Genomic DNA, 19,933 nt, shown 5'->3' with positions numbered 1-19,933 from the left:
ACGATAAATATGCGCCATACATAAGCTGTGCATGATGCACAATCCATGTATCTTGCATAACCGAACAGCCCGACCGAACGACGCGAGGGCTGAGAACGGAGACACCCCGTGGAGAGTCCACCGCCCGCAACAGCCTCCCCGGGGGCACCCACCGCCCACCCCGGCTCCATCGTCGGCATCCTCGCCTTCGCCGGCATCGTGGCGGCGCTCACGCAGACCCTGGTGGTGCCGCTGATCGCGCAGCTGCCGACACTGTTCGACACCTCCGCCTCCAACGCCTCCTGGGTCATCACCGCCACCCTGCTGGCCGCCGCGGTCTCCACGCCCGTCGCCGGACGGCTCGGCGACATGTACGGCAAGCGGCGGATGCTGCTCGTCTCGCTCGTACCGCTGATCCTCGGTTCGGTGGTCTGCGCCCTGTCCTCCTCCGTGATCCCGATGATCGCCGGACGCGGCCTCCAGGGCCTCGGCATGGGCGTGGTACCGCTCGGCATCAGCCTGCTGCGGGACGTCGTCCCGGCCCAGAAGCTCGGCCCGTCCATCGCGATCATGAGCGCGTCGATGGGCGTGGGCGGCGCACTCGGCCTGCCCTTCGCCGCCGCCATCGCGGAGAACACCAGTTGGCGGGTGCTGTTCTGGGTCGTCGCCGTACTCGCCCTCGCGGTCGGCGCACTGATCCTGGCACTGGTCCCGGCCGACCGCCCGGCCACCGCCGCGGCGGGCCGCTTCGACCTGCCCGGCGCCATCGGCCTCGGCGCCGCCCTGATCGCCCTCCTGCTCGCCGTCTCCAAGGGCGCCGACTGGGGCTGGGGCAGCACCACGACGCTCACCCTCTTCGCCGCCGCGCTCATACTCCTGCCCACCTGGGGCTGGTGGGAGCTGCGCCTGAGCGACCCGCTGGTCGACCTCCGCGTGACCGCCCGCCCCCAGGTCCTGATGACGAACACCGCCTCGGTCCTGGTCGGCTTCGCGATGTACGCCCAGTCCCTCGTCGTCCCCCAGCTGCTCCAGCTCCCCGAGGCGACGGGCTACGGCCTCGGCCGGTCGATGCTCGCGATGGGTCTGTGGATGGCCCCGGCCGGGCTGATGATGATGGCGATGTCCCCGGTCGGCGCCAAGCTCTCCGCCGCCAAGGGCCCCAAGGTCACCCTGGCCGTCGGCAGCCTCCTCATCGCCGCCGGCTACGGCCTCTCCGTCCCCCTGATCGGCTCCGGCTCCCCGTGGAGCCTGCTGATCGTCACCCTGGTCTGCAACTCGGGCGTCGGCTTCGCCTACGGCGCCATGCCGGCCCTCATCATGAGCGCGGTCCCCCCGTCCGAGACCGCCTCCGCCAACAGCTTCAACGCCCTGATGCGCTCCATCGGCACATCGTTCGCGGCGGCCGTCATCGGCGTGGTACTGGCCCGCATGACGACCGACTTCGGCGGCATCCCGCTCGCCTCGGAGAACGGCTTCCGCGTCGCGATGCTGATCGGCTGCGGCGTGGGCCTGGCGGCGGCGGTGGTCGCCGCGCTGATCCCCGTACGGACGACGAAGACCCCGCTCCAGCCGGCCGCGGCCGCTCCGGATGCGCCGCAGCCGTCACCGGCCAAGGCCTGACCGTCCACCGCCCGCCTCACACACCACCCGCCCCCCGCACCGCCTCACGCTGTGCCACCGTGCGGAAGTCGTGGGGCGGGCGCCCGGTGACCCGCTCGACGGTGCCGGTCGTCCGGTCCTCCGCACCCCCCGCGATGGCCCGGTCCATATCGGCCAGCATCCCGGCGAACGCGGCAGGCATCTCGGCGGCCAGCAGCTCGGCCATCTCCTCCCGGGTGAGCCGCTGATGGACGACCGTACGCCCGGTGACCTCGGTGAGTACGGCGGCGACGTCCCCGTAACTCAGCGCCCGCGGCCCGGTGATGACCAGATCGGTGTTCGGGGCGTGCTCATCGACCAGCGCACGTACGGCGACGGCGGCGATGTCCTCCGCGTCGACGAACCCGACGCGCCCCTCCCCGGCGGCCGTACGGATGACGCCCTCGGCGCGGACGGTCCGGGCGTGGAGGTGGTCACCGGTGAAGTTCTGCATGAACCAGGAGGGCCGCAGGACCGCCCATTCGTCGAAGATCCCCGGCAGCGCCGCGTGCACCTCCCCCACGGCGGGCCCGCCGGCCGGGATGGCCGACGAACTGAGCAGCACCGCCCGCCGCACCCCCTCGGCGCGGGCACGCCGCAGGAACGGCAGCATGACGGCCGCCGGGTCAGCGGTGCCGGGCGGCGGCACGAGGTAGACCCGGTCCACCCCACCACCGAGGACCCCGCCGTACGACCCGGGATCACCCCAGTCGAACCGCACCGCCTCCACGCCCGCCCTCTGGACGGCGACGGCCCGCCGAGAAGCAGCCCGGACCGGCACCCCGGCGGCGGCCAGCCCCGCGACGACACGGCTCCCGGTGGTCCCGGTGGCCCCGATGACGAGCGCGGCACTCATCGCCCACCCCCGGAAATCCCCTGCGCGACCAGCGGATTCCAGTAGTCGCGATACCGGACGATGAGCCCGTCCTCGAAGGTGACGACAGCGATGTACGCCATGTCGAACGGCCCACCCGTCTCCACGACCCGCCCCACCCCGCGCATCTCGACGACGATGGTCCCCGGCGCGTCGGTGCGATGGATCTCGACGTACGGAAAGCCCTGAAGATCGATGCGATCGGGATAGCCCCGCATGTACGCGGCCACGGCGTCCCTGCCTTCCAGCCGCCGCGGCCACCCGTCCGGCGCGAAGGGGAACTCGAAGACCCCGTCCTCGTCCCAGAGCCCGACCCAGCCGGGGATGTCCTTGTCCAGCAGCATGCGCATGCCCTGGCGGTACAGGTCCTCCGGTGCGGTGTGCGCGGTCATGGGGTGCTCCGTCCCGTACGATACGGACCAGCGGTCCGCTTACCTCGGCCGACGATACGGACCCGGGGTCCGCTTCGCAACCGAAGGAGCCACCGTGCCGGAACGCACACCCCTCACACCCCCCACACCTCCCCCCTCGGGACCCAAGCCCCGCGCGGACGCGGCCCGCAACCGGGAAGCGGTCCTCGCCGCAGCCGACAGACTCTTCGCCGAACACGACAGCCCCGGAACCGTCACCATGGCGGACATCGCGGCAGCGGCCGGCGTCGGCAAGGCCACCCTCTTCCGCGGCTTCGGCGACCGCACCGGCCTGATCCGCGCCCTCCACGAGACCCGCCTCGCCCCCATCCGCCAGGCGGCCGAGGACGGCCCACCCCCGCTGGGCCCCACCACGCCACCCCACGAACGCGTACCCGCCCTCCTCGACGCCCTCCTCTGCTTCAAGCTCGACAACCGCCACCTCGCCCTGGCCCTGGAGGGCATCGGCAACGACAGCCCGTACGCAGCGGGCCACTACCCCCACTGGCACACCACCCTGCGCACCGCCCTGGAACAGATCCCGGACCTCCCCACCCCCGACTTCACCGCCCACGCCCTCCTGGCCGCCACCCGCGCCGACCTGGTGGAACACCTGACCGGACACGAGAACCTGACCCGCGAGCAACTCCGCTCCCGCCTGGCCGAGTTCACGGCCCGGGTACTGGGACCACCGACGGAAACGTCGGACCACCGGGAGACTTGACCAAGGAAGTTCGCAAACGGGAACCATCCCCCCTTCGAAGAACGTGTTCACTCCTGCAGATGACCGGGGCCCTCGAACGGAGCCCCGGACGCGAAATGGGGGAACATGTCGCGTTGGAGAGAACTGCCCGCCGAACTGGATCCGGCGTCTTACCGCTTAGCAGTACGCCTACGCCTGCTGAAGGACCACTCAGGCCTCAGAAAACGGCAGTTGGCAACGAAAACGGGCTACAGCACGAAGTCGTGGGAGCGATACCTAGGCGGCAGGTCACTGCCGCCCCACGACGCCGTGGAAGCCATGGCCCAGCTCACCGGGGAAGACCCCACACGCCTGCTAGCACTGCGCGAGATAGCCGCCGCCGGCCGCCAGAGGCACCAACCATTCGCACCCGCACCGGAAACAACCGCACCCGGAACACCCTCCCTGGAACGGACCATCCTCGCCGCGGCCCTGCGCGAACTGAAGACCCGCACCGGCCTGAGCCTGGTCGGCCTGGCGGAGCGCACGGCATACAGCAGGTCCTCCTGGCACCGCTGCCTCACCGGCACCACCCTGCCCCCGCGCCGCGCGGTGGAGGACCTCTGCCGCCTCGCCGACGAACCGCCGGGCCGCTGCCTGGCCCTGTGGGAGATCGCTGACTCCGCGGAGAGCGGCCGCACGACACGGGCGAAAACCGGCACCAGCTGATCCCCACCCTGTAGGCAGACCAGAACCAGCTACGGCCACCCCGCCCACTCCCGCTCCCGGAGCCCCGCATGGAACCGAACGACGACGACGCCACCACGATCCTGGCGACCTGCAGCCACACCCACCTCTTCCCGGGCGCCCGCTGCCACCTCCAGGGCCTCCCCGACCCCACCGCCTTCGCCACGGCCCCGCACCCGATCGAGCTCTACCTCCGCTTCCCCGACGGAGCGGCCACGGACGCCGAACTGCACACGGAAACCCCAACGCTCAGCGTGCCGGCGTACACGACCGGCGCGGGCACAGCCATCGACGCCCACACCTGGACCATCCGCGACGTCACCGCGACGGGAGACGAGGTCGAGCTGACGATCGGCGCCAGGAGCGCGACCTAGACGGCCATCGAGCACAGCAAGGAAAAACACAGGAAAGCCCAGGTCAGAGGAGATCCGACCTGGGCTTTCCGCTGGGCCCCCTGTCGGATTCGAACCGACGACCTACGCATTACAAGTGCGGCGCTCTGGCCAGCTGAGCTAAGGAGGCAAGGATACGCGCCGTCGACGCGCGCCAAGACGCCACAACTCTACACAGCGCCGCTCCCCCGCGGACAGGCATATCCGGGCAGCCGTAACCACTCACTCACCCGTTCGTTGAACGCACTGGAGTGCCATCCGAATATCGGACAGGGGGAGGGGCTGTCGTCGAGACCGCACGGAAGGACGAGCGGATCCGCGTCACCGGCGCGGAGACCAAGCGCGTCAAGCGCGAGGCCTTGGGCGTTCCCGACCGGGCGAAACACCAGCAGCGGGTGGCCGTGCCGATGCAGCGGCGGACACCGGAAGCCGACACCCGCCAGCGGGTCTTTCGGTACCGCTGCTACCCCACCCCCACCCAGGCCGAGCAGCTGATCAAGACCTTCGGCGCCTGCCGCTGGACCTACAACGAGGGCCTCGCTCTGCGGGAAAAGGCCTGGCGCGAGCACCGGGTGTCGCTGGGGTTCACGGAGTCCTGCCGGGCCCTCACGGGCTGGCGGAACGCAGAAGAGACACGGTGGCTGCAGGATGTGTCCTCGACCGTTCTCCAGCAAGCACTCCGCCATCTCGACGCCGCGTTCGGGCGGTTCTTCAAAGGGACGGCCAAACACCCGAGGCGTAAGAAGAAGAGCCGCTCCCGAGACTCCGCGACCTACGTCCGTACGGGCTTCCGCTGGCTGGAGGATCCGGAACAGTCGGGGACAGGGCTGATCGCGCTGGCCAAACAGTCGGGGCCGCTGCGCATCCGGTGGTCCCGGCCGCTCCCCTCAGGTGTGCGACCGGTGAAGCTGACCGTGAGCCGTGACCGGGCAGGGCGCTTCTTCGTCTCCGTGCTGGTGGAGGAGCGGATCGCGCCGCTGCCGCCCGTGTTTCTACGGGATGGTGGTGCGCCGAAGGCGGTCGGTCTGGATCTCGGGCTGACGGCCCTGGTCACACTGGACGACGGGGAGAAAGTGGACCATCCCCGTCTGCTCAGGAAGTACGGAGCGAAGATCGCGAAGCTTCAGCGGAGCCTGCACCGCAAGAAGAGGGGATCGAAGAACAGAGAAAAGGCACGGCAGGAGATCGCCCGGCTGTACGCCCTGATCAGTGATGTCCGCAGGGACGCGTTGGACCAGCTCACCACCCGCCTCGTGCGCGAGAACCAAGTGCTCGTGGTGGAGGACCTGTCCATCGACTCCCTCGTACGGTCACCGAGAGGGAGGGGCCGTCGGCGAGATGAGGCTGTACGAGCTGGTGGCGTCGGCGCTGCCCCCGGGGCGGGCCATGCCCTCGATGATCAGGGCCTCCGAGATGCCGGACGTGGTGGTGGCCGCGTAGTCGGCTCGGAGATACGAAGGAAGTGCGTGCCGGACCGACGGGCCGTCGGCCGTGATGCCTGCGGAGTCCGTGTAAGACCGACGGGGTGTCGCCCTCAGGGTGGCGTCCGGTCGGCGGTGGGTGCAGAAGCAGGAAGTGCCCCCAGCGGGGCGGGGTCAAAAGTCAGTTGCTCTTGCTCATCCTCACGTTCACCGGGCGAGCTTTTCGTGACCCAAGAGGTACTGACAGGACACATGAACGCCAGGTAACGTCACCGCAGGCCCACTCAAGTGGACCAGACCACTCCCTACTCGGATCGTCCGGCACGTTCCTGCCGGTGGAGGAGAAGATTCAGCATGGCCAGTGTCACGTTCGACAAGGCGTCCCGCGTCTACCCCGGCTCCACGAAGCCGGCTGTGGACCAGCTCGAGATCGACATCGCGGACGGTGAGTTCCTCGTCCTCGTCGGTCCTTCCGGTTGTGGCAAGTCGACCTCCCTGCGCATGCTCGCGGGTCTTGAGGACGTCAACGGTGGTGCCATCCGCATCGGTGACCGCGATGTCACGCACCTGCCGCCGAAGGACCGGGACATCGCCATGGTGTTCCAGAACTACGCGCTCTACCCGCACATGTCGGTCGCGGACAACATGGGCTTCGCGCTGAAGATCGCCGGTGTGAACAAGACCGACATCCGGGCGAAGGTCGAAGAGGCCGCCAAGATGCTGGACCTCACCGACTACCTGGACCGCAAGCCGAAGGCGCTCTCCGGTGGTCAGCGTCAGCGTGTGGCGATGGGCCGGGCCATCGTGCGGGAGCCGCAGGTCTTCCTCATGGACGAGCCGCTGTCGAACCTCGACGCCAAGCTCCGTGTCTCCACGCGTACGCAGATCGCCTCGCTGCAGCGCCGCCTCGGCATCACCACCGTGTACGTCACCCACGACCAGGTCGAGGCCCTCACCATGGGCGACCGGGTCGCGGTGCTGAAGGACGGGCTGCTCCAGCAGGTCGACTCGCCGCGCAACATGTACGACCGCCCGGCCAACCTCTTCGTCGCCGGCTTCATCGGCTCCCCCGCGATGAACCTCGTCGAGGTCCCGATCACCGACGGTGGCGTGAAGTTCGGCAACAGCGTCGTCCCGGTCTCGCGTGAGGCGCTGTCCGCCGCCGCGGACCGCGGCGACACGACCGTCACGGTCGGCATCCGCCCCGAGCACTTCGACATCGTCGAGCACGGTGGCGCCGCCGCGAAGACCCTCACCAAGGACTCCTCGGACGCGCCGGCCGGCCTCGCGGTCTCCGTGAACGTCGTCGAGGAGCTCGGCGCCGACGGGTTCGTCTACGGTGCCGCGCAGGTCGGCGGCGAGCACAAGGACCTGGTCGTCCGCGTCGGCGGCCGTGCCGTGCCGGAGAAGGGCACCGAGCTGCACGTCGTCCCGCGCCCGGACGAGCTGCACGTCTTCGCGACCTCGACCGGTGAGCGTCTCACCAACTGACGCCGTCACCTCCGCTCGGCCCCGTGCCCCCTTCGAGGGGGGGCGCGGGGCCGTTTGCGTGGTCCGGGGTGGGTTTGGGTTTCGGTGCCGGGCCGCGTCAAATACCCCGGCGCACAGGGCATTTCCCCCTGCTTCGTCAACCTGGCATTCGAAAGGACGCGTCGAACCATCCCCCGGGGGAGTGACGAAAGGTCACCAAGTCACCACCGACCGCTACGCTCGCTGCGTGACCCACACCGCTCGGCGCATCGGCCGATCCTTCGCCCTCGTCCTGCCCGTCGTCATGGTGCTCTCCGGGACCCTCGCGGTCACCAGCGTTCCGTGGGCGGCAACGGACAAAGACTCCACGCTGCTGGCCGCCTCCTCGGAGACCGTGTCCAAGCCCGCCAAGCCCCGCGCCGCCCAGGACATCCTGCGCGACAAGCTCCTCGTCGAGCTCCAGGAGAAGGACCCGGGCACCGCGCTCACGGGCCTCCAGCGCGCCGTCGAGCAGCGCCCCTCGCTGGCGCGGCACTGCATGTCGATCGCGCGGGCGCTCGGCAAGGCCGCGGTGGAGCAGTACGGCCCGACGCGCGCGCAGCGCTTCTCCCGTCCCGTCTGCGACACCTCGTTCGCCTCGGGGGTCGCTCAGTTCAGCTGAGCCGCGTACGTACACAAGCTGCCGTCGCCCGGCCGTCGTCGGGCAACGGCGGCTTTCCCGTGCCCGCACCGCATATCGTGCGTGCCATGCATACGTATCCGACGCAGGCCGTGATCCTCGCCGGCGGCCAGGGGTCGCGGCTGCGCCCGTACACCGATGACCGTCCGAAGCCGATGGTCGAGATCCCGGGTACCGGGACCCCGATCATCGGCCATCAGCTGTCCTGGCTGGCCGCCGAGGGCGTGACCGATGCCGTGGTCTCCTGCGGGCATCTCGCCGAGGTGCTCCAGGAGTGGCTGGAGTCCGCCGTGCTGCCGCTGCGGGTCACGACCGTGGTGGAGAAGGAGCCGTTGGGCCGTGGCGGCGGGCTGAAGTACGCGGCGCAGCGGCTGCCCGATCCGGAGCGGCCCTGGTATGCCACCAACGGGGACATCTGGACGCGGTTCTCGTTGCGTGAGATGGCGGCCTTCCACGGCGAGCGCGATGCGACCGCCACGCTGGCCCTCGCGCGGCCCCGGATTCCGTGGGGGGCCGTGGAGACGGACGCCTTCGGGCACATCACGGACTTCATCGAGTCGCCGCCCTCGCCGTATCTGATCAACGCGGGGGTGTACGTGTTCTCCCCGGCTTTCACGGGGATGCTGCCGGACCGGGGCGACCATGAGCGGACGACGTTCCCGCGGCTGGCCCGGGAGCGCCGGCTGGCCGGGTATCCGCTGCCCCATGGGGCGTACTGGCGGGCGATCGACACGGCGAAGGACCTGACCGAGGCGGCGCGTGAGCTGGGCGCCCAGGGCGGCGGCTGACCCGTACGTACGGTGAGGAGAAGAGGGGCGGCCCCCACCCGAAGCCGGGTGGGGGCCGCCCCTCTCGTTGCGCGTCGCTCCGGTCAGCCGAGGAGACCGCCGATGGGGTTGCGGCCGCCGCCGGAGGAGCCGCCGCTCGATGCGGGGGCTTCGCCGCCGCCGCTGGTGGCGGGCGGGGCCTCGGGTTCGGGGGCGCCGCCGCCGGAGGAGCCGTCGCCGCCGGTGGAGCCGGAGGAGGTGGGGCCGGCGCTGGTGGCGGCGGGGGGCTGCTGGGGGGTGGACTGCTGCGGGGGTTCCTGGCCGGTGCCCTGGGTCTGGCTGGGCTGGGTGCCGGTTCCGGTGCCGGCGGTCTCGCCGCCGCCGGAGTCGCGGGTCGCGCCGGGGGTGGTGGCCTGGCCGCCGGTGGCGGGCGTCGTGGGGGCGCCGGAGCTGGTGGGCTCGGGGCTGCGCTCCTGCTCCTGGGGCGTACGGGAGGCCTGGCGTTCGCCGGTGGACTCCTGGGGGAGCGGCTGGCCGGGGAGCCGGTTGGTCGGGTAGTCGTTGCGGCCGGGGACGGTGACGACCTCGGCCGAGCGGACGGCGCCGCCGAGGATGGAGCCGATGAGGAGGGTGAGGCCGATGACGACGGAGGCGACGACGCCTCCGCGGCGCAGGACGCGGCGGCGCAGGTCCCAGATCTCGGAGCGGGGGCCGAGCGTGCGCCAGGCCTCTCCGGCGAGGCGTCCGTCGACGGAGTAGACGGGGGCCCCCGCGATGATCAGGGGGCTCCAGGCGGCCAGCAGGATGATGTCGGGGGCGTCGTACACGGCGACGGTGCGCCAGCTGACGGTCACCAGGAGGGCGGCGGAGAGCAGGGCGCCGATGGAGGCGGCGACGCGCTGCCAGAGGCCGAGGACGGTGAGGACGCCGACGACGACCTGGAGGAAGGCGACGGTGAGTCCGGCGCCGACCGGGTGGGAGAGGGCGAAGTCACGCAGGGGTTCGGCGAGCGCCCAGGGGTGCAGCGAGGTCAGCCACTTGACCATGGAGCCGCGTTCGCCGCCGTCGAAGTAGACGGGGTCGCAGAGCTTGCCCATGCCGGCGTAGATGGAGATGAAGCCGAGGAGGACCCGCATGGGGAGCAGGACGACCCCGAGGTTCATCCGGTGGCCGGGGTAGTAGGCGTGCCGGACGGGGTCGTTGCCGTGGCGTCGGGCGCGGGCCTCGGAGGTCTCCTCGTCGTCACGGTCGTCGCCGGTGGCGGGGGGATCCTGGTCGAGGTCGACGGAGTCGTACGCGCCGACGGCCTGGCGCATGGGCGGCAGGAGGGGGCCGGTGCGGCCGGGCTGCTGCGGGGCGGTCAGTACGGGGTTGGGCTGCGTCTCCTCCAGGAGCGGGATGACCTGGGTCGCGCCCGCCGCGTGGCTGTCCGCGGCCCCGGCGGTGAGCGCGGTGTCGAGGAGGCCGGCGGTGGAGTTGCGTACGGCCTGGAGGAGGCCGGTGGCGCCGGGGTCGCCCGGGGCCGATCTGCCGCTCCAGACGACCGGTGCCCGCCTGCGGCCGACGCCGGCACCGCTCATGGCGGGGATGCGGGCCGTGTCCGCGAGACCGCGCAGCCGTGCGCGCTGACCCGGGGCGAGCTGCACCCGGAAGCTGGCGTGGTTGACGATGACCTGCGCGGGGTCGCTGTCCACCTTGGTCATGCTCAGGGCGGGTTGCTCGTCGAACCGAGGCGTTCTGGTGTCCACACTCATCTAACCGAGTGATGGGTGGTTAGGACACTGCCTTGACGGGCCCGATGTGTCCGAGACCCGTCAAGATCCGGCCAAACTCGGGCATCCTGGAACCCTGTTCGGCGTTCGCGCGTCAACTCGGTGAGCGGGCGAGCCCGTTGCCGAGGTGGTCATCGCGCGAACGCCGTACGGGAGGCCTGTGCGCGGCTATGCGCGGCGGCGTGCCACGTCCTATGCGCGGCGGCGCGCCACCTCGTAGAGCACGATGCCGGCCGCGACACCGGCGTTGAGCGATTCGGCGCCGCCCGGCATGGAGATCCGGACGCGGTAGTCGCAGGTCTCGCCGACGAGGCGGCCCAGGCCCTTGCCCTCGCTGCCGATGACGATGACGACCGGACCGGCCAGCTGCTCCAGGTCCTCGACCGTGTGCTCGCCGTCGGCGGCGAGGCCGACGACCGTGAGGCCCGCCTTCTGGTAGCCCTCCAGCGCACGGGTCAGGTTGGTGACCCGGGAGACCGGGGTGCGGGCCGCCGTACCCGCCGAGGACTTCCACGCACCGGCGGTCATGCCGGCCGCGCGGCGCTCGGGGACGACCACGCCGTGGCCGCCGAACGCGGAGACCGAGCGGACGATCGCGCCGAGGTTGCGCGGGTCCGTGACGCCGTCGAGGGCGACGATCAGCGGGTCCTCGTTGTTGTCGTACGCGGCGGCGGTGAGGTCCTCCGGGTGCGCGTACTCGTACGGCGGGACCTGGAGGACGAGGCCCTGGTGGTTCAGGCCGTTCGTCATCCGGTCCAGCTCGGGGCGCGGGGCCTCCATCAGGTTGATGTGGCCGCGCTCGCCCGCGAGCTTGAGGGCGTCACGGACGCGCTCGTCGTTGTCGATGTACTGCTGGACGTAGAGGGTGGTGGCGGGCACACCGTCGCGCAGGGCCTCGTAGACCGGGTTGCGGCCCACGACCATCTCGGAGGTGCCCTTCACGCCGCCGCGCCGGGGCGCGGGGCGGCGGGCGGCGGCCTGCTTGGCCTGGGCGCCGGCGATCCGGTTCTTCTTGTGTCCCTTGCGGGCGGAGGCGGGCGGCGTGGGTCCCTTGCCTTCGAGACCACGGCGTCGCTGACCACCGCTGCCGACCTGCATGCCCTTCTTGTTGGACGTGCGGCGGTTCCTGCGCTGGCTGTTCCCGGCCATGACCTACCTGTTCCTGTAAATCTGCGATCTACATGGAGATGCAGATCGTGTACGTCTCAGTGTGCCGCCCGGATCGCCGGGCGGCACCATTGCCCTGTTCAGAGGGTGCGCTCAGCGCGGTCCGAGTGTCCACCGGGGACCGTTGGCGCTGTCCTCGATGACGAGTCCGGACTGGTTGAGCTGGTCGCGGATGGCGTCGGCCGCTGCCCAGTCCTTGCGCTCCCGGGCCGACTGCCGCTGGTCGAGGACCAGGCGTACGAGGGTGTCGACGACGCCGTGGAGGTCCTCGCCCCGGTCGCCCTCGCCCGCCCAGTGCTCGTCGAGCGGGTCGAGTCCGAGGACGCCGAGCATGGCCCTGACCTCGGCGAGGCGGGCGACGGCGGCTTCCTTGTCGTCGGCGGCGAGCGCGCTGTTGCCCTGGCGGACGGTGGTGTGGACGATCGCGAGTGCCTGCGGCACGCCCAGGTCCTCGTCCATCGCCTCGGCGAAGGCGGGCGGCACCTCGGCGGCGGGGGCGACGGTCTCCCCGGCCTTCTCGGTGACGCGCTGGACGAAGCCCTCGATCCGCGCGAACGCGGACTCGGCCTCGCGCAGGGACTCCTCGCTGTACTCGATCATCGACCGGTAGTGCGGGGTGCCCAGGTAGTAGCGCAGGACGATCGGGCGCCAGTGCTTGACCATCTCGCTGACGAGGACGGAGTTGCCGAGGGATTTCGACATCTTCTCGCCGGCCATGGTGACCCAGGCGTTGTGCACCCAGTAGTTGGCGAACGCGTCGCCGTACGCCTTGGCCTGGGCGATCTCGTTCTCGTGGTGCGGGAAGATCAGGTCGAGCCCGCCGCCGTGGATGTCGAACGCGGAGCCCAGGTACTTGTGGGCCATCGCCGAGCACTCCAGGTGCCAGCCGGGCCGGCCGCGGCCCCAGGGGGTCTCCCAGCTGGGCTCGCCCGGCTTGGCCGCCTTCCACATGGCGAAGTCCCGCTGGTCGCGCTTGCCGGTCTCGCCCTCGCCGGAGGGCTGGCGCAGGTCGTCCAGCTCCTGGTTGGAGAGTTCCAGGTAGCTGGGGAGGGACCGGACGTCGAAATAGACGTTGCCGTCCGCCTCGTAGGCGTGGCCGCGCTCGATGAGGCCGCGCATCATCTCGATCATCTCGGTGATGTGGCCGGTGGCACGGGGCTCGTAGGTGGGCGGCAGGCAGCCCAGCGCGTCGTAGCCGTCGTTGAACGCGCGCTCGTTCTCGTAACCGATCGACCACCAGGGGCGGCCCTGTTCGGCGGACTTCTTGATGATCTTGTCATCGATGTCGGTGACGTTCCGGATGAACGTCACGTCGTAGCCGCGGTAGGTGAACCAGCGGCGCATGATGTCGAAGTTCAGCCCGGAACGGATGTGCCCGATGTGCGGTGCGGCCTGGACGGTAGCGCCGCAGAGGTAGATCGAGACACAGCCCGCTGTGAGCGGGACGAAGTCACGGATCTGCCGGGCGCTGGTGTCGTGCAGGCGAATAGTCACGCCTCAAGGGTAGTAGGCCGACACCAGTGCCCCGCGACCCTTGGGCGATCGCGGGGGCAACTTTCTGATACCGGCCTGGTCGGGGAGGCCCCGCCGAGAGCTCGCGGGGGCTCTGCGGGGCCCTCGGGAGGGCTCTCGGGGGGCTTTCGCAGGCCTCTCGGGGGGCTTTGGCGGGCCTCTCCGGGGCTTCTTCGGTGGGCTCCTCAGATGCGGCCGACGACCTTGCGCGGGGTGATCCGGACCACGACCCGGGGGTCGTCCTGGGCGGAGTCCGGGTTGAACTCCGCGTACGGCTTGCCGGTGTACTTCACCGACAGCTCGTCGATCAGCTCCTGGCCGCCCTCCGTGGTCAGCTCCGCCCGGCCGCGGATCTCCGCGTAGGTGTACGGGTTGTCGGCCGGCTGGACGACGACGGTGACGCGCGGGTCGCGGCGGAGGTTCGTCTCCTTGCGGCGGCCGACCGTGGTGGAGATCAGGACGTCGTCGCCGTCGCGCTTCACCCACACCGGGGAGACCTGCGGGCTGCCGTCCGGCTGGATGGTGGCGATGTTGACGAAGACCGGGGTGTCGAGAAGGTTCTTGAGCTCGGTGGAGAGTGCGGCGGTCATGACGTACGTCCTCCTGATGGCCGGGGTGGTGCGGTGCTCCTACCCCCAACCCCGTACGGCCTCCGTTGCTTCCCCTCGCTTCCCGCCGAACGGGTGAACGAGCGGGTGCGTACGGAGGCGGTACGGGGTTGCGTCGCGTGAGCCGTGAGCCGTGCGGGGCTTGCGCCTCCTGAAAGCGGTCAGCCCGCCCGGTAGACCAGCGCCGTCGCGATCCCCGCGAGGCCCTCGCCGCGGCCGGTGAAGCCGAGGCCGTCCGAGGTGGCGGCGGAGAGCGAGACCGGGGCGCCGACGGCGGCGGACAGCACCTTCTGCGCCTCGTCGCGCCGCTTGCCGATCTTCGGGCGTACGCCGACGACCTGGACGGCGACGTTCCCGATCTCGTACCCCTCGGCGCGGACGATCCGGGCTGCCTCGGTGAGCAGGGTCACGCCGGCGGCGCCGGACCACTCGGGGCGACCGGTGCCGAAGTGCTGCCCGAGGTCGCCGAGGCCGGCGGCGGAGAAGAGGGCGTTGCAGGCGGCGTGCGCGACGACGTCGGCGTCCGAGTGGCCGGCCAGGCCGGGGCCTTCGCCCTCCCACTTCAGGCCCGCGCACCAGAGCTCGCGGCCCTCCTCGAAGGCGTGGATGTCGGTGCCGATCCCGACGAGCGGGATGACGGGGGCGGGCCCCGTCGCAGAGGCGTCAGAAGCCATCGTGGGCCCTCCTGCGGGCGAGTACCGCTTCGGCCAGCACCAGGTCGAGCGGCCGGGTCACCTTGAACGCCTCCTCGTGGCCGGGGACGACGACGACCGGCGTGCCGAGGCGTTCGACCATGCCCGCGTCGTCCGTGGCGCCCTCGCCGTCGAGTGCGACCTCGGCGTGGGCCCGTACGAGGGTGTCGCGGTCGAAGCCCTGCGGGGTCTGCACGGCGCGCAGCCTGGCCCGTATGGGCGTGGAGAGCACCGGCTCCGGCTCCCCGGCCACCTCGGCGGGCTCGACCTCCTTGACGGTGTCGGTGAGCGGCAGGGCGGGAACGACGGCGGCCGCCCCGTTCCGTACGGCTTCGACGACCGCGTCCACCGTGTCGACCGGCACCAGCGGGCGGGCGGCGTCATGGACCAGGACGACGGCGATGTCCTCGGGCAGCGCGTCGAGGCCGAGGCCCACCGACTCCTGCCGCGTGTCGCCGCCGGGCACGACCAGGTAGTCGGTGCGCTCGGGCAGGGCGTGCTCGTCGAGGAGGTGCTTCACCTCGGGCGCGCCGTCCGGCGGGGCGACGACCACGACGAGGGAGACGGCCCGGGAGGCCGCCATGGCACGTACGGCGTGGATGAGCATGGGCGTGCCGCCGAGCGCCCGGAGGGCCTTGGGCGCGCCCGGTCCGAGCCGTATGCCGCGGCCGGCCGCGGGGATCACCGCTGCGGTACGCGGGGGGCGCGGCCGGTCGGGCGGGGGTGGCGTCGAGGTCATCGATTGCACTCCGAAGGTCCGGGGGTTCGGCAGGTTTGTTTCCACGGGCGACGTGGGTAGGGGCCCAGCAAGCCGGGCGTGACGCCCTGACTTGAACCGGGCCCCTTCCGTGACCCCTGGTCGAGCGGAGTCGCAGCGGCGATCAACGGTACGGCGGGTGGCGGTGCGTGCGGCGCATCGCCGTCGCCGGGTACGGGAATCGACCGGGTACCGGGCAGGGGAATCACCGGAAGTCGGGCTCGCGATCCGGATCCGGACATGCCGCAGCGCCCGACGACACACCGTACAAACGGCTGGTCAGCGGGCACCGCGGCACATTCTTACGACCGGTGCGATCCGGTTCAGGACGCGAGGACCTCGTCGAGAAGGGCCTCGGCCTTGTCCTCGTTCGTGTTCTCCGCGAGAGCGAGCTCGCTCACCAGGATCTGGCGGGCCTTGGCGAGCATGCGCTTCTCTCCGGCGGAGAGACCGCGCTCGCGCTCACGACGCCACAGGTCACGCACGACTTCAGCGACCTTGATGACATCGCCCGAGGCGAGCTTTTCCAGATTTGCCTTGTAACGCCGGGACCAGTTGGTCGGCTCTTCGGCATACGGTGCGCGAAGCACCTCGAAGACCCGGTCCAGTCCCTCCTGCCCGACCACGTCGCGCACGCCCACGAACTCCGCATTGTCCGCCGGCACACGAACCGTCAAGTCGCCCTGGGCGACCTTGAGCACCAAGTAGGTCTTGTCCACGCCTTTGATCTGGCGAGTTTCGATAGCCTCGATCAGCGCGGCCCCGTGATGGGGATAGACCACGGTGTCGCCAACCTTGAACGTCATGTGACAGGTACCCCTTCCGTGGCTATCCAGAGTAACACGAGAATCGCCTCTCCTGAATGGCGTTTTCGCAGGTCAGGGCATATCTCAGGGCTTGACAACAGCAACATGGACGTGCTGCGGAAGGCTTCCGGAAGACGGTATTCGCAGGTCGGAGCGGCTGTGCGACCAAGGGGAAACACTCACGTCACACGGTCCGGAAGCCCCACAGAAGGGGGCGAAAGTCCCGTTTTGTCGGGTTCCAGATGGTGAACTTTACCTACTCCGTTCGGTCATCGATCACCCGTACGGATGTAAGTGCACGTGCCCAATGAAATTGATCAAGACCCACACCTCGCGGCGTCCTCATGACGTCTCTCATGACGTCTCTCGCGGCGCCTTTCGCGGGTAATGCGCCGCGGCCGGAGGAATTGATCACCGCGATTATGTGAACGGCACGTGACACGCCGGCCCCCGGGTGCGGCTGTCCCGCGCCGCTCCGCCGCGCGCCAGGCCGTCGGGCCTTCGGGAAGCGCTCCCCCGGAAGAGCCGCGCCCCCTAGAGGCGGGTCGGGTGCGGGGCGGGAGTGGTGGCTCGGTAGCCTAAGGCCGCTGACACACCCTTAGGGCGGCTTTACGTCACCCCTTCCCGTCCGTCCGCGGGGCGCTCGGCACACGTACAACGCCCGACGTCCGAAGTCCGCAGTCCGATCGTTCAAGGAGTTGCCGCCGCCGTGAGCCGCAGCCTTCGACACGGCGCCCTCGCCGCCACTGCCATCGCGTTCTCGATCGTCTCCCTGTCCGCCTGCGCGGCGGGCAACAGCGCCGAGACGCTCAAGGTCAGGCCGGACAACGCGGCCACCTCGGTGGGCACCATCAAGGTCCAGAACGCGAACGTGATCACGCAGGCCGAGCCCGAGGCCGAGGGGCCCGCCGTCGTGGTCGCGACGCTGTTCAACGACGGCACCGAGGACGAGGTCCTGGAGAGCATCACGCTGCCCGGCACCGACGTGCAGGTGAAGCTCCAGCCCGCGAAGGGCGCCGGCCCCGTCGAGATCCCGGCCGGCGGCCGCGTCGTCCTCGGCGGCAAGGGCAACGCCTCCGCCGTGATCGAGGGAGGCCGCGAGGCCGCCCAGGACGGCAACGTCCAGCAGGTCGTCTTCAAGCTGAGCCGCACCGGCGACGTCGGCCTCGGCGCCAACGTCGTCCCGGCGACCGGCTACTACAAGGACTTCGGCCCCAGCGCGCTGCCCGAGGCCCCGGCGGCCACGCCGAGCGGGACCCCGGAGACCGGCGGCTCCGAGACGCCGGAGGCCCCGGCCGGCGAGAACTCCGAGTCGCCCGCCGCCGGCACCCCCGAGTCCCCGGCGGCCGGTACGGAGCAGCAGGGCACCCCGGAGACCGCGACGGCCGGGACGACCGGCTGACGCCACCCGCGTACGTACGAAAGACGCGCAGGCATGCGAGAGGGGCGCTTCCCGGCCGGGAAGCGCCCCTCTCGCATGTCAGCCGTCCTGCGGTTTACGGCTCGAACTTGTACCCGAGGCCTCGCACCGTGACGAGGTAGCGCGGCGCTCCGGGGTCGGGCTCGATCTTGGCGCGCAGGCGCTTGACGTGGACGTCGAGGGTCTTGGTGTCGCCGACGTAGTCCGCGCCCCAGACCCGGTCGATGAGCTGCATACGGGTCAGCACGCGGCCCGCGTTGCGCAGGAGCATCTCCAGGAGGTCGAACTCCTTGAGCGGGAGGTCGACCTTGCCGCCGGAGACCGTCACCACGTGCCGGTCGACGTCCATCCGGACCGGGCCGGCCTCCAGGGCGGCCGGGGTGATCTCCTCCGGCTCCCCGCGGCGGCGCAGGACGGCGCGGATGCGGGCGACGAGCTCGCGCGAGGAGAACGGCTTGGTGACGTAGTCGTCGGCTCCTATTTCGAGTCCGACGACCTTGTCGATCTCGCTGTCCTTGGCGGTGACCATGATCACCGGAACGTTGGAGCGGCTGCGGAGCTGGCGGCACACCTCGGTGCCGGGCAGACCGGGCAGCATCAGGTCGAGCAGGACCAGGTCGGCGCCGTTGCGCTCGAACTCGTCCAGACCGTCGGGGCCGGTCGCCGCGATCGCGACCTCGAAACCTTCCTTGCGCAGCATGTAGGACAGGGCGTCGCTGAAGGATTCCTCATCCTCGACGACAAGCACTCGGGTCACGGAAGAGCCTCCGGGGCGGGGAAGGGGTCATAGGAGTCGGTCTCGAACGGGGGCTGGTCCTTGTCGCCGACGCCGTTGACGCCGTTGACGATAAGGGGTCCGCCGGTGGTGCGCTCCCTCACGGCGCCCGATTCGGGCAGCCGGAGGGTGAAGGTGGAGCCCTGTCCCTCGGAGCTCCAGACGGTGACCTCCCCGCCGTGCGAGGCGGCCACGTGTTTGACGATGGCGAGGCCGAGACCGGTGCCACCGGTGGCCCGTGAGCGGGCCGGGTCGACGCGGTAGAACCGCTCGAAGACCCGCTCGCGGTCCTTCTCCGAGATGCCGATGCCCTGGTCGGTCACGGCGATCTCGATCAGGTCCCCGCCCGGTCCGGTGGTGCGGCGGGCCGCGATACCGACCCGGGTGCGGGCGGGACTGTAGTTGACGGCGTTCTCGACGAGGTTGCCGAGCGCTCCGACGAGCTGGCCCCGGTTGCCCCAGACGGTGAGGCCCTCGGTGCCGCCGGAGGCCATGGTGATCTGCTTGGAGCCGGCCTGCTGGCGGCAGCGGTCGATCGCCTCGGCGACGAGCACCTCCACCTTGACCGGCTCGGCGTCCTCCAGCGGGTCGTCGTTCTGCACCCGCGAGAGGTCGATGAGCTCCTGGACCAGGTTGGTGAGCCGCGTCGCCTCGATCTGCATGCGTCCGGCGAACCGCTCCACCGCCTCCGGGTCGTCGGAGGCGTCCATGACCGCCTCGGAGAGCAGCGAGAGCGCTCCCGTGGGGGTCTTGAGCTCATGGCTGACGTTGGCGACGAAGTCGCGCCGGACCGCTTCGATCCGGCGGGCCTCGGTGAGGTCCTCGACGAGCAGCAGCACCAGCCGCGAGCCCAGCGGGGCGACCCGGGCGGAGACCGCGAGGGTGTCCCCCCGGCCGGTGCCGCGCCGGGGGAGGTCCAGCTCGCCCTGGCGTATCTCCCCGTCCCGCCGGGTGTCCCTGGCCATGTTGAGCATGGGCTCGACGGCCAGCCGGCCGCCCCTGACCAGGCCCAGGGCGTACGCCGCGGAGCTGGCCTTCACCACGCTGTCGCTCTCGTCGAGGACGACGGCGGAGGAGCTGAGAACGGAGAGGACGGTGTCCACTCCGGGGGGCAGGGCGGCGTTGCTGTCCGGCCGCAGCGACGTACGCGTGGGCCGTTTCAGGTCGCGCTCGCTCCAGCGGAACGCCAGCATGGCGATCACACCGGTCAACAGCCCGGCGATCGCTGCAGCTGCGGCGACCGCCGCGTTCACGTCCATGCTTCAAGGTTATGCGGGTGCGCCGACACTCTCCCAGCCGTCCGAGTGCCATCTCGAACACTCGTCGCCCAGAGTTCACCGAGGGGTAGGAGCCGGTTCACTTAGG

20 protein-coding genes, 1 tRNA gene and 1 pseudogene are annotated in these 19,933 nt (G+C 70.8%); 10 read left to right on the top strand and 12 right to left on the bottom strand.

The window, feature by feature from the left end:
- Positions 1-108 precede the first annotated feature (108 nt).
- Positions 109-1,599 carry an MFS transporter gene (locus tag IF17_RS0117030; RefSeq protein WP_030566793.1) on the top strand — a complete coding sequence of 497 codons (1,491 nt, stop codon included), beginning with the start codon at positions 109-111 and terminating at the stop codon, positions 1,597-1,599.
- A gap of 16 nt (positions 1,600-1,615) precedes the next feature.
- Here IF17_RS0117030 and IF17_RS0117025 read toward each other — a convergent pair whose 3' ends face one another.
- The gene (locus IF17_RS0117025; RefSeq protein ID WP_030566791.1) at positions 1,616-2,473 is read right to left on the bottom strand and encodes an NAD(P)H-binding protein; all 858 of its coding nucleotides are present in this window, start codon (positions 2,471-2,473) and stop codon (positions 1,616-1,618) included.
- On the bottom strand, positions 2,470-2,883 hold the full coding sequence (locus IF17_RS0117020; RefSeq protein WP_030566789.1) for a nuclear transport factor 2 family protein: 414 nt from the start codon (positions 2,881-2,883) through the stop codon (positions 2,470-2,472). The genes IF17_RS0117025 and IF17_RS0117020 overlap by 4 nt, the downstream gene beginning before the upstream one ends.
- A 94-nt stretch (positions 2,884-2,977) precedes the next feature.
- On the opposite strand from IF17_RS0117020, the gene IF17_RS0117015 reads away from it, so the two are divergent.
- From IF17_RS0117015 to IF17_RS0117005, 4 genes and pseudogenes are all read left to right on the top strand, one after another.
- Positions 2,978-3,625: a TetR/AcrR family transcriptional regulator gene (locus IF17_RS0117015; RefSeq protein ID WP_032772081.1), complete on the top strand. Its 648-nt coding sequence runs from the start codon at positions 2,978-2,980 to the stop codon at positions 3,623-3,625.
- A gap of 105 nt (positions 3,626-3,730) precedes the next feature.
- A pseudogene (locus IF17_RS1000000140405) lies at positions 3,731-3,898 on the top strand (helix-turn-helix domain-containing protein); the annotation flags it as partial.
- Positions 3,899-3,922: 24 nt separating this feature from the next.
- Positions 3,923-4,312 (top strand): helix-turn-helix domain-containing protein, encoded by a 390-nt coding sequence (locus tag IF17_RS1000000140245; protein ID WP_030566785.1) that lies wholly within the window; start codon positions 3,923-3,925, stop codon positions 4,310-4,312.
- A gap of 68 nt (positions 4,313-4,380) precedes the next feature.
- On the top strand, positions 4,381-4,704 hold the full coding sequence (locus IF17_RS0117005) for a hypothetical protein (RefSeq protein ID WP_030566783.1): 324 nt from the start codon (positions 4,381-4,383) through the stop codon (positions 4,702-4,704).
- 74 nt (positions 4,705-4,778) lie between these two features.
- Here the strand turns inward: IF17_RS0117005 and IF17_RS0117000 are convergent.
- Positions 4,779-4,852, bottom strand: a tRNA-Thr gene (locus IF17_RS0117000).
- A 121-nt stretch (positions 4,853-4,973) separates the two neighbouring features.
- Between IF17_RS0117000 and IF17_RS01000000136500 the strand changes: the two genes are divergently transcribed.
- The 4 genes from IF17_RS01000000136500 (at position 4,974) to IF17_RS0116980 (ending at position 9,080) form a co-directional block, all read left to right on the top strand.
- Positions 4,974-6,410, top strand: coding sequence for an RNA-guided endonuclease InsQ/TnpB family protein (locus IF17_RS01000000136500; protein ID WP_244890505.1), 1,437 nt, complete (start codon positions 4,974-4,976; stop codon positions 6,408-6,410).
- Positions 6,411-6,497: 87 nt separating this feature from the next.
- Positions 6,498-7,634: an ABC transporter ATP-binding protein gene (locus tag IF17_RS0116990; protein ID WP_030566780.1), complete on the top strand. Its 1,137-nt coding sequence runs from the start codon at positions 6,498-6,500 to the stop codon at positions 7,632-7,634.
- A gap of 226 nt (positions 7,635-7,860) precedes the next feature.
- Positions 7,861-8,274 (top strand): hypothetical protein, encoded by a 414-nt coding sequence (locus tag IF17_RS0116985; protein WP_018511057.1) that lies wholly within the window; start codon positions 7,861-7,863, stop codon positions 8,272-8,274.
- A gap of 86 nt (positions 8,275-8,360) precedes the next feature.
- Positions 8,361-9,080: a nucleotidyltransferase family protein gene (locus IF17_RS0116980; RefSeq protein ID WP_030566778.1), complete on the top strand. Its 720-nt coding sequence runs from the start codon at positions 8,361-8,363 to the stop codon at positions 9,078-9,080.
- 83 nt (positions 9,081-9,163) lie between these two features.
- Here the strand turns inward: IF17_RS0116980 and IF17_RS0116975 are convergent, their stop codons facing one another.
- From IF17_RS0116975 to IF17_RS0116945, 7 genes are all read right to left on the bottom strand, one after another.
- A complete protein-coding gene (locus IF17_RS0116975; protein WP_244890504.1) occupies positions 9,164-10,813 on the bottom strand; it encodes a DoxX family membrane protein in 1,650 nt (549 codons plus the stop codon).
- Positions 10,814-11,023: 210 nt separating this feature from the next.
- Positions 11,024-11,980, bottom strand: a complete 957-nt coding sequence (gene rlmB, locus IF17_RS0116970) for a 23S rRNA (guanosine(2251)-2'-O)-methyltransferase RlmB (protein ID WP_030566774.1) — start codon at positions 11,978-11,980, stop codon at positions 11,024-11,026.
- Between the two features lie 111 nt (positions 11,981-12,091).
- Positions 12,092-13,492 carry a cysteine--tRNA ligase gene (gene cysS, locus IF17_RS0116965; protein ID WP_030566772.1) on the bottom strand — a complete coding sequence of 467 codons (1,401 nt, stop codon included), beginning with the start codon at positions 13,490-13,492 and terminating at the stop codon, positions 12,092-12,094.
- 203 nt (positions 13,493-13,695) lie between these two features.
- Complete coding sequence (locus IF17_RS0116960; RefSeq protein WP_030566770.1) at positions 13,696-14,100, bottom strand: PPOX class F420-dependent oxidoreductase; 405 nt, start codon at positions 14,098-14,100, stop codon at positions 13,696-13,698.
- 179 nt (positions 14,101-14,279) lie between these two features.
- Positions 14,280-14,792, bottom strand: coding sequence for a 2-C-methyl-D-erythritol 2,4-cyclodiphosphate synthase (gene ispF / locus IF17_RS0116955; protein WP_030566768.1), 513 nt, complete (start codon positions 14,790-14,792; stop codon positions 14,280-14,282).
- Positions 14,782-15,549: a 2-C-methyl-D-erythritol 4-phosphate cytidylyltransferase gene (gene ispD, locus IF17_RS0116950; protein ID WP_032772078.1), complete on the bottom strand. Its 768-nt coding sequence runs from the start codon at positions 15,547-15,549 to the stop codon at positions 14,782-14,784. The genes ispF and ispD overlap by 11 nt, the downstream gene beginning before the upstream one ends.
- Positions 15,550-15,890: 341 nt before the next feature.
- Entirely contained in the window at positions 15,891-16,373 is a 483-nt protein-coding gene (locus tag IF17_RS0116945; protein ID WP_006380568.1) for a CarD family transcriptional regulator, read from the bottom strand.
- 709 nt (positions 16,374-17,082) lie between these two features.
- On the opposite strand from IF17_RS0116945, the gene IF17_RS0116940 reads away from it, so the two are divergent.
- Positions 17,083-17,775, top strand: coding sequence for a hypothetical protein (locus IF17_RS0116940; RefSeq protein ID WP_030566762.1), 693 nt, complete (start codon positions 17,083-17,085; stop codon positions 17,773-17,775).
- Between the two features lie 94 nt (positions 17,776-17,869).
- Here the strand turns inward: IF17_RS0116940 and phoP are convergent, their stop codons facing one another.
- Both phoP and phoR read right to left on the bottom strand, forming a co-directional pair.
- Entirely contained in the window at positions 17,870-18,541 is a 672-nt protein-coding gene (phoP, locus tag IF17_RS0116935) for a two-component system response regulator PhoP (protein ID WP_483316155.1), read from the bottom strand.
- 5 nt (positions 18,542-18,546) lie between these two features.
- Positions 18,547-19,827, bottom strand: a complete 1,281-nt coding sequence (phoR, locus tag IF17_RS0116930; RefSeq protein WP_030566757.1) for a two-component system sensor histidine kinase PhoR — start codon at positions 19,825-19,827, stop codon at positions 18,547-18,549.
- Between the last annotated feature and the right edge of the window lie 106 nt (positions 19,828-19,933).

This window comes from Streptomyces cyaneofuscatus, assembly GCF_000718135.1.
GTDB classification, from domain to species: domain Bacteria; phylum Actinomycetota; class Actinomycetes; order Streptomycetales; family Streptomycetaceae; genus Streptomyces; species Streptomyces cyaneofuscatus.
The sequence above is the reverse complement of the archived record's forward strand: the minus strand, read 5'-3'. Positions and strand labels throughout refer to the sequence as shown.

What these genes read in the sequence shown, in the direction of transcription:
- IF17_RS0117025 (WP_030566791.1), bottom strand. Translation starts at nt 2,473, where the DNA reads ATGAGTGCCGCGCTCGTCATCGGGGCCACCGGGACCACCGGGAGCCGT.
- IF17_RS0117020 (WP_030566789.1), bottom strand. Translation starts at nt 2,883, where the DNA reads ATGACCGCGCACACCGCACCGGAGGACCTGTACCGCCAGGGCATGCGC.
- IF17_RS1000000140245 (WP_030566785.1), top strand. Translation starts at nt 3,923, where the DNA reads ATGGCCCAGCTCACCGGGGAAGACCCCACACGCCTGCTAGCACTGCGC.
- IF17_RS0117005 (WP_030566783.1), top strand. Translation starts at nt 4,381, where the DNA reads ATGGAACCGAACGACGACGACGCCACCACGATCCTGGCGACCTGCAGC.
- IF17_RS0116990 (WP_030566780.1), top strand. Translation starts at nt 6,498, where the DNA reads ATGGCCAGTGTCACGTTCGACAAGGCGTCCCGCGTCTACCCCGGCTCC.
- IF17_RS0116980 (WP_030566778.1), top strand. Translation starts at nt 8,361, where the DNA reads ATGCATACGTATCCGACGCAGGCCGTGATCCTCGCCGGCGGCCAGGGG.
- IF17_RS0116975 (WP_244890504.1), bottom strand. Translation starts at nt 10,813, where the DNA reads ATGAGTGTGGACACCAGAACGCCTCGGTTCGACGAGCAACCCGCCCTG.
- rlmB (WP_030566774.1), bottom strand. Translation starts at nt 11,980, where the DNA reads ATGGCCGGGAACAGCCAGCGCAGGAACCGCCGCACGTCCAACAAGAAG.
- IF17_RS0116960 (WP_030566770.1), bottom strand. Translation starts at nt 14,100, where the DNA reads ATGACCGCCGCACTCTCCACCGAGCTCAAGAACCTTCTCGACACCCCG.
- ispF (WP_030566768.1), bottom strand. Translation starts at nt 14,792, where the DNA reads ATGGCTTCTGACGCCTCTGCGACGGGGCCCGCCCCCGTCATCCCGCTC.
- ispD (WP_032772078.1), bottom strand. Translation starts at nt 15,549, where the DNA reads ATGACCTCGACGCCACCCCCGCCCGACCGGCCGCGCCCCCCGCGTACC.
- IF17_RS0116945 (WP_006380568.1), bottom strand. Translation starts at nt 16,373, where the DNA reads ATGACGTTCAAGGTTGGCGACACCGTGGTCTATCCCCATCACGGGGCC.
- phoR (WP_030566757.1), bottom strand. Translation starts at nt 19,827, where the DNA reads ATGGACGTGAACGCGGCGGTCGCCGCAGCTGCAGCGATCGCCGGGCTG.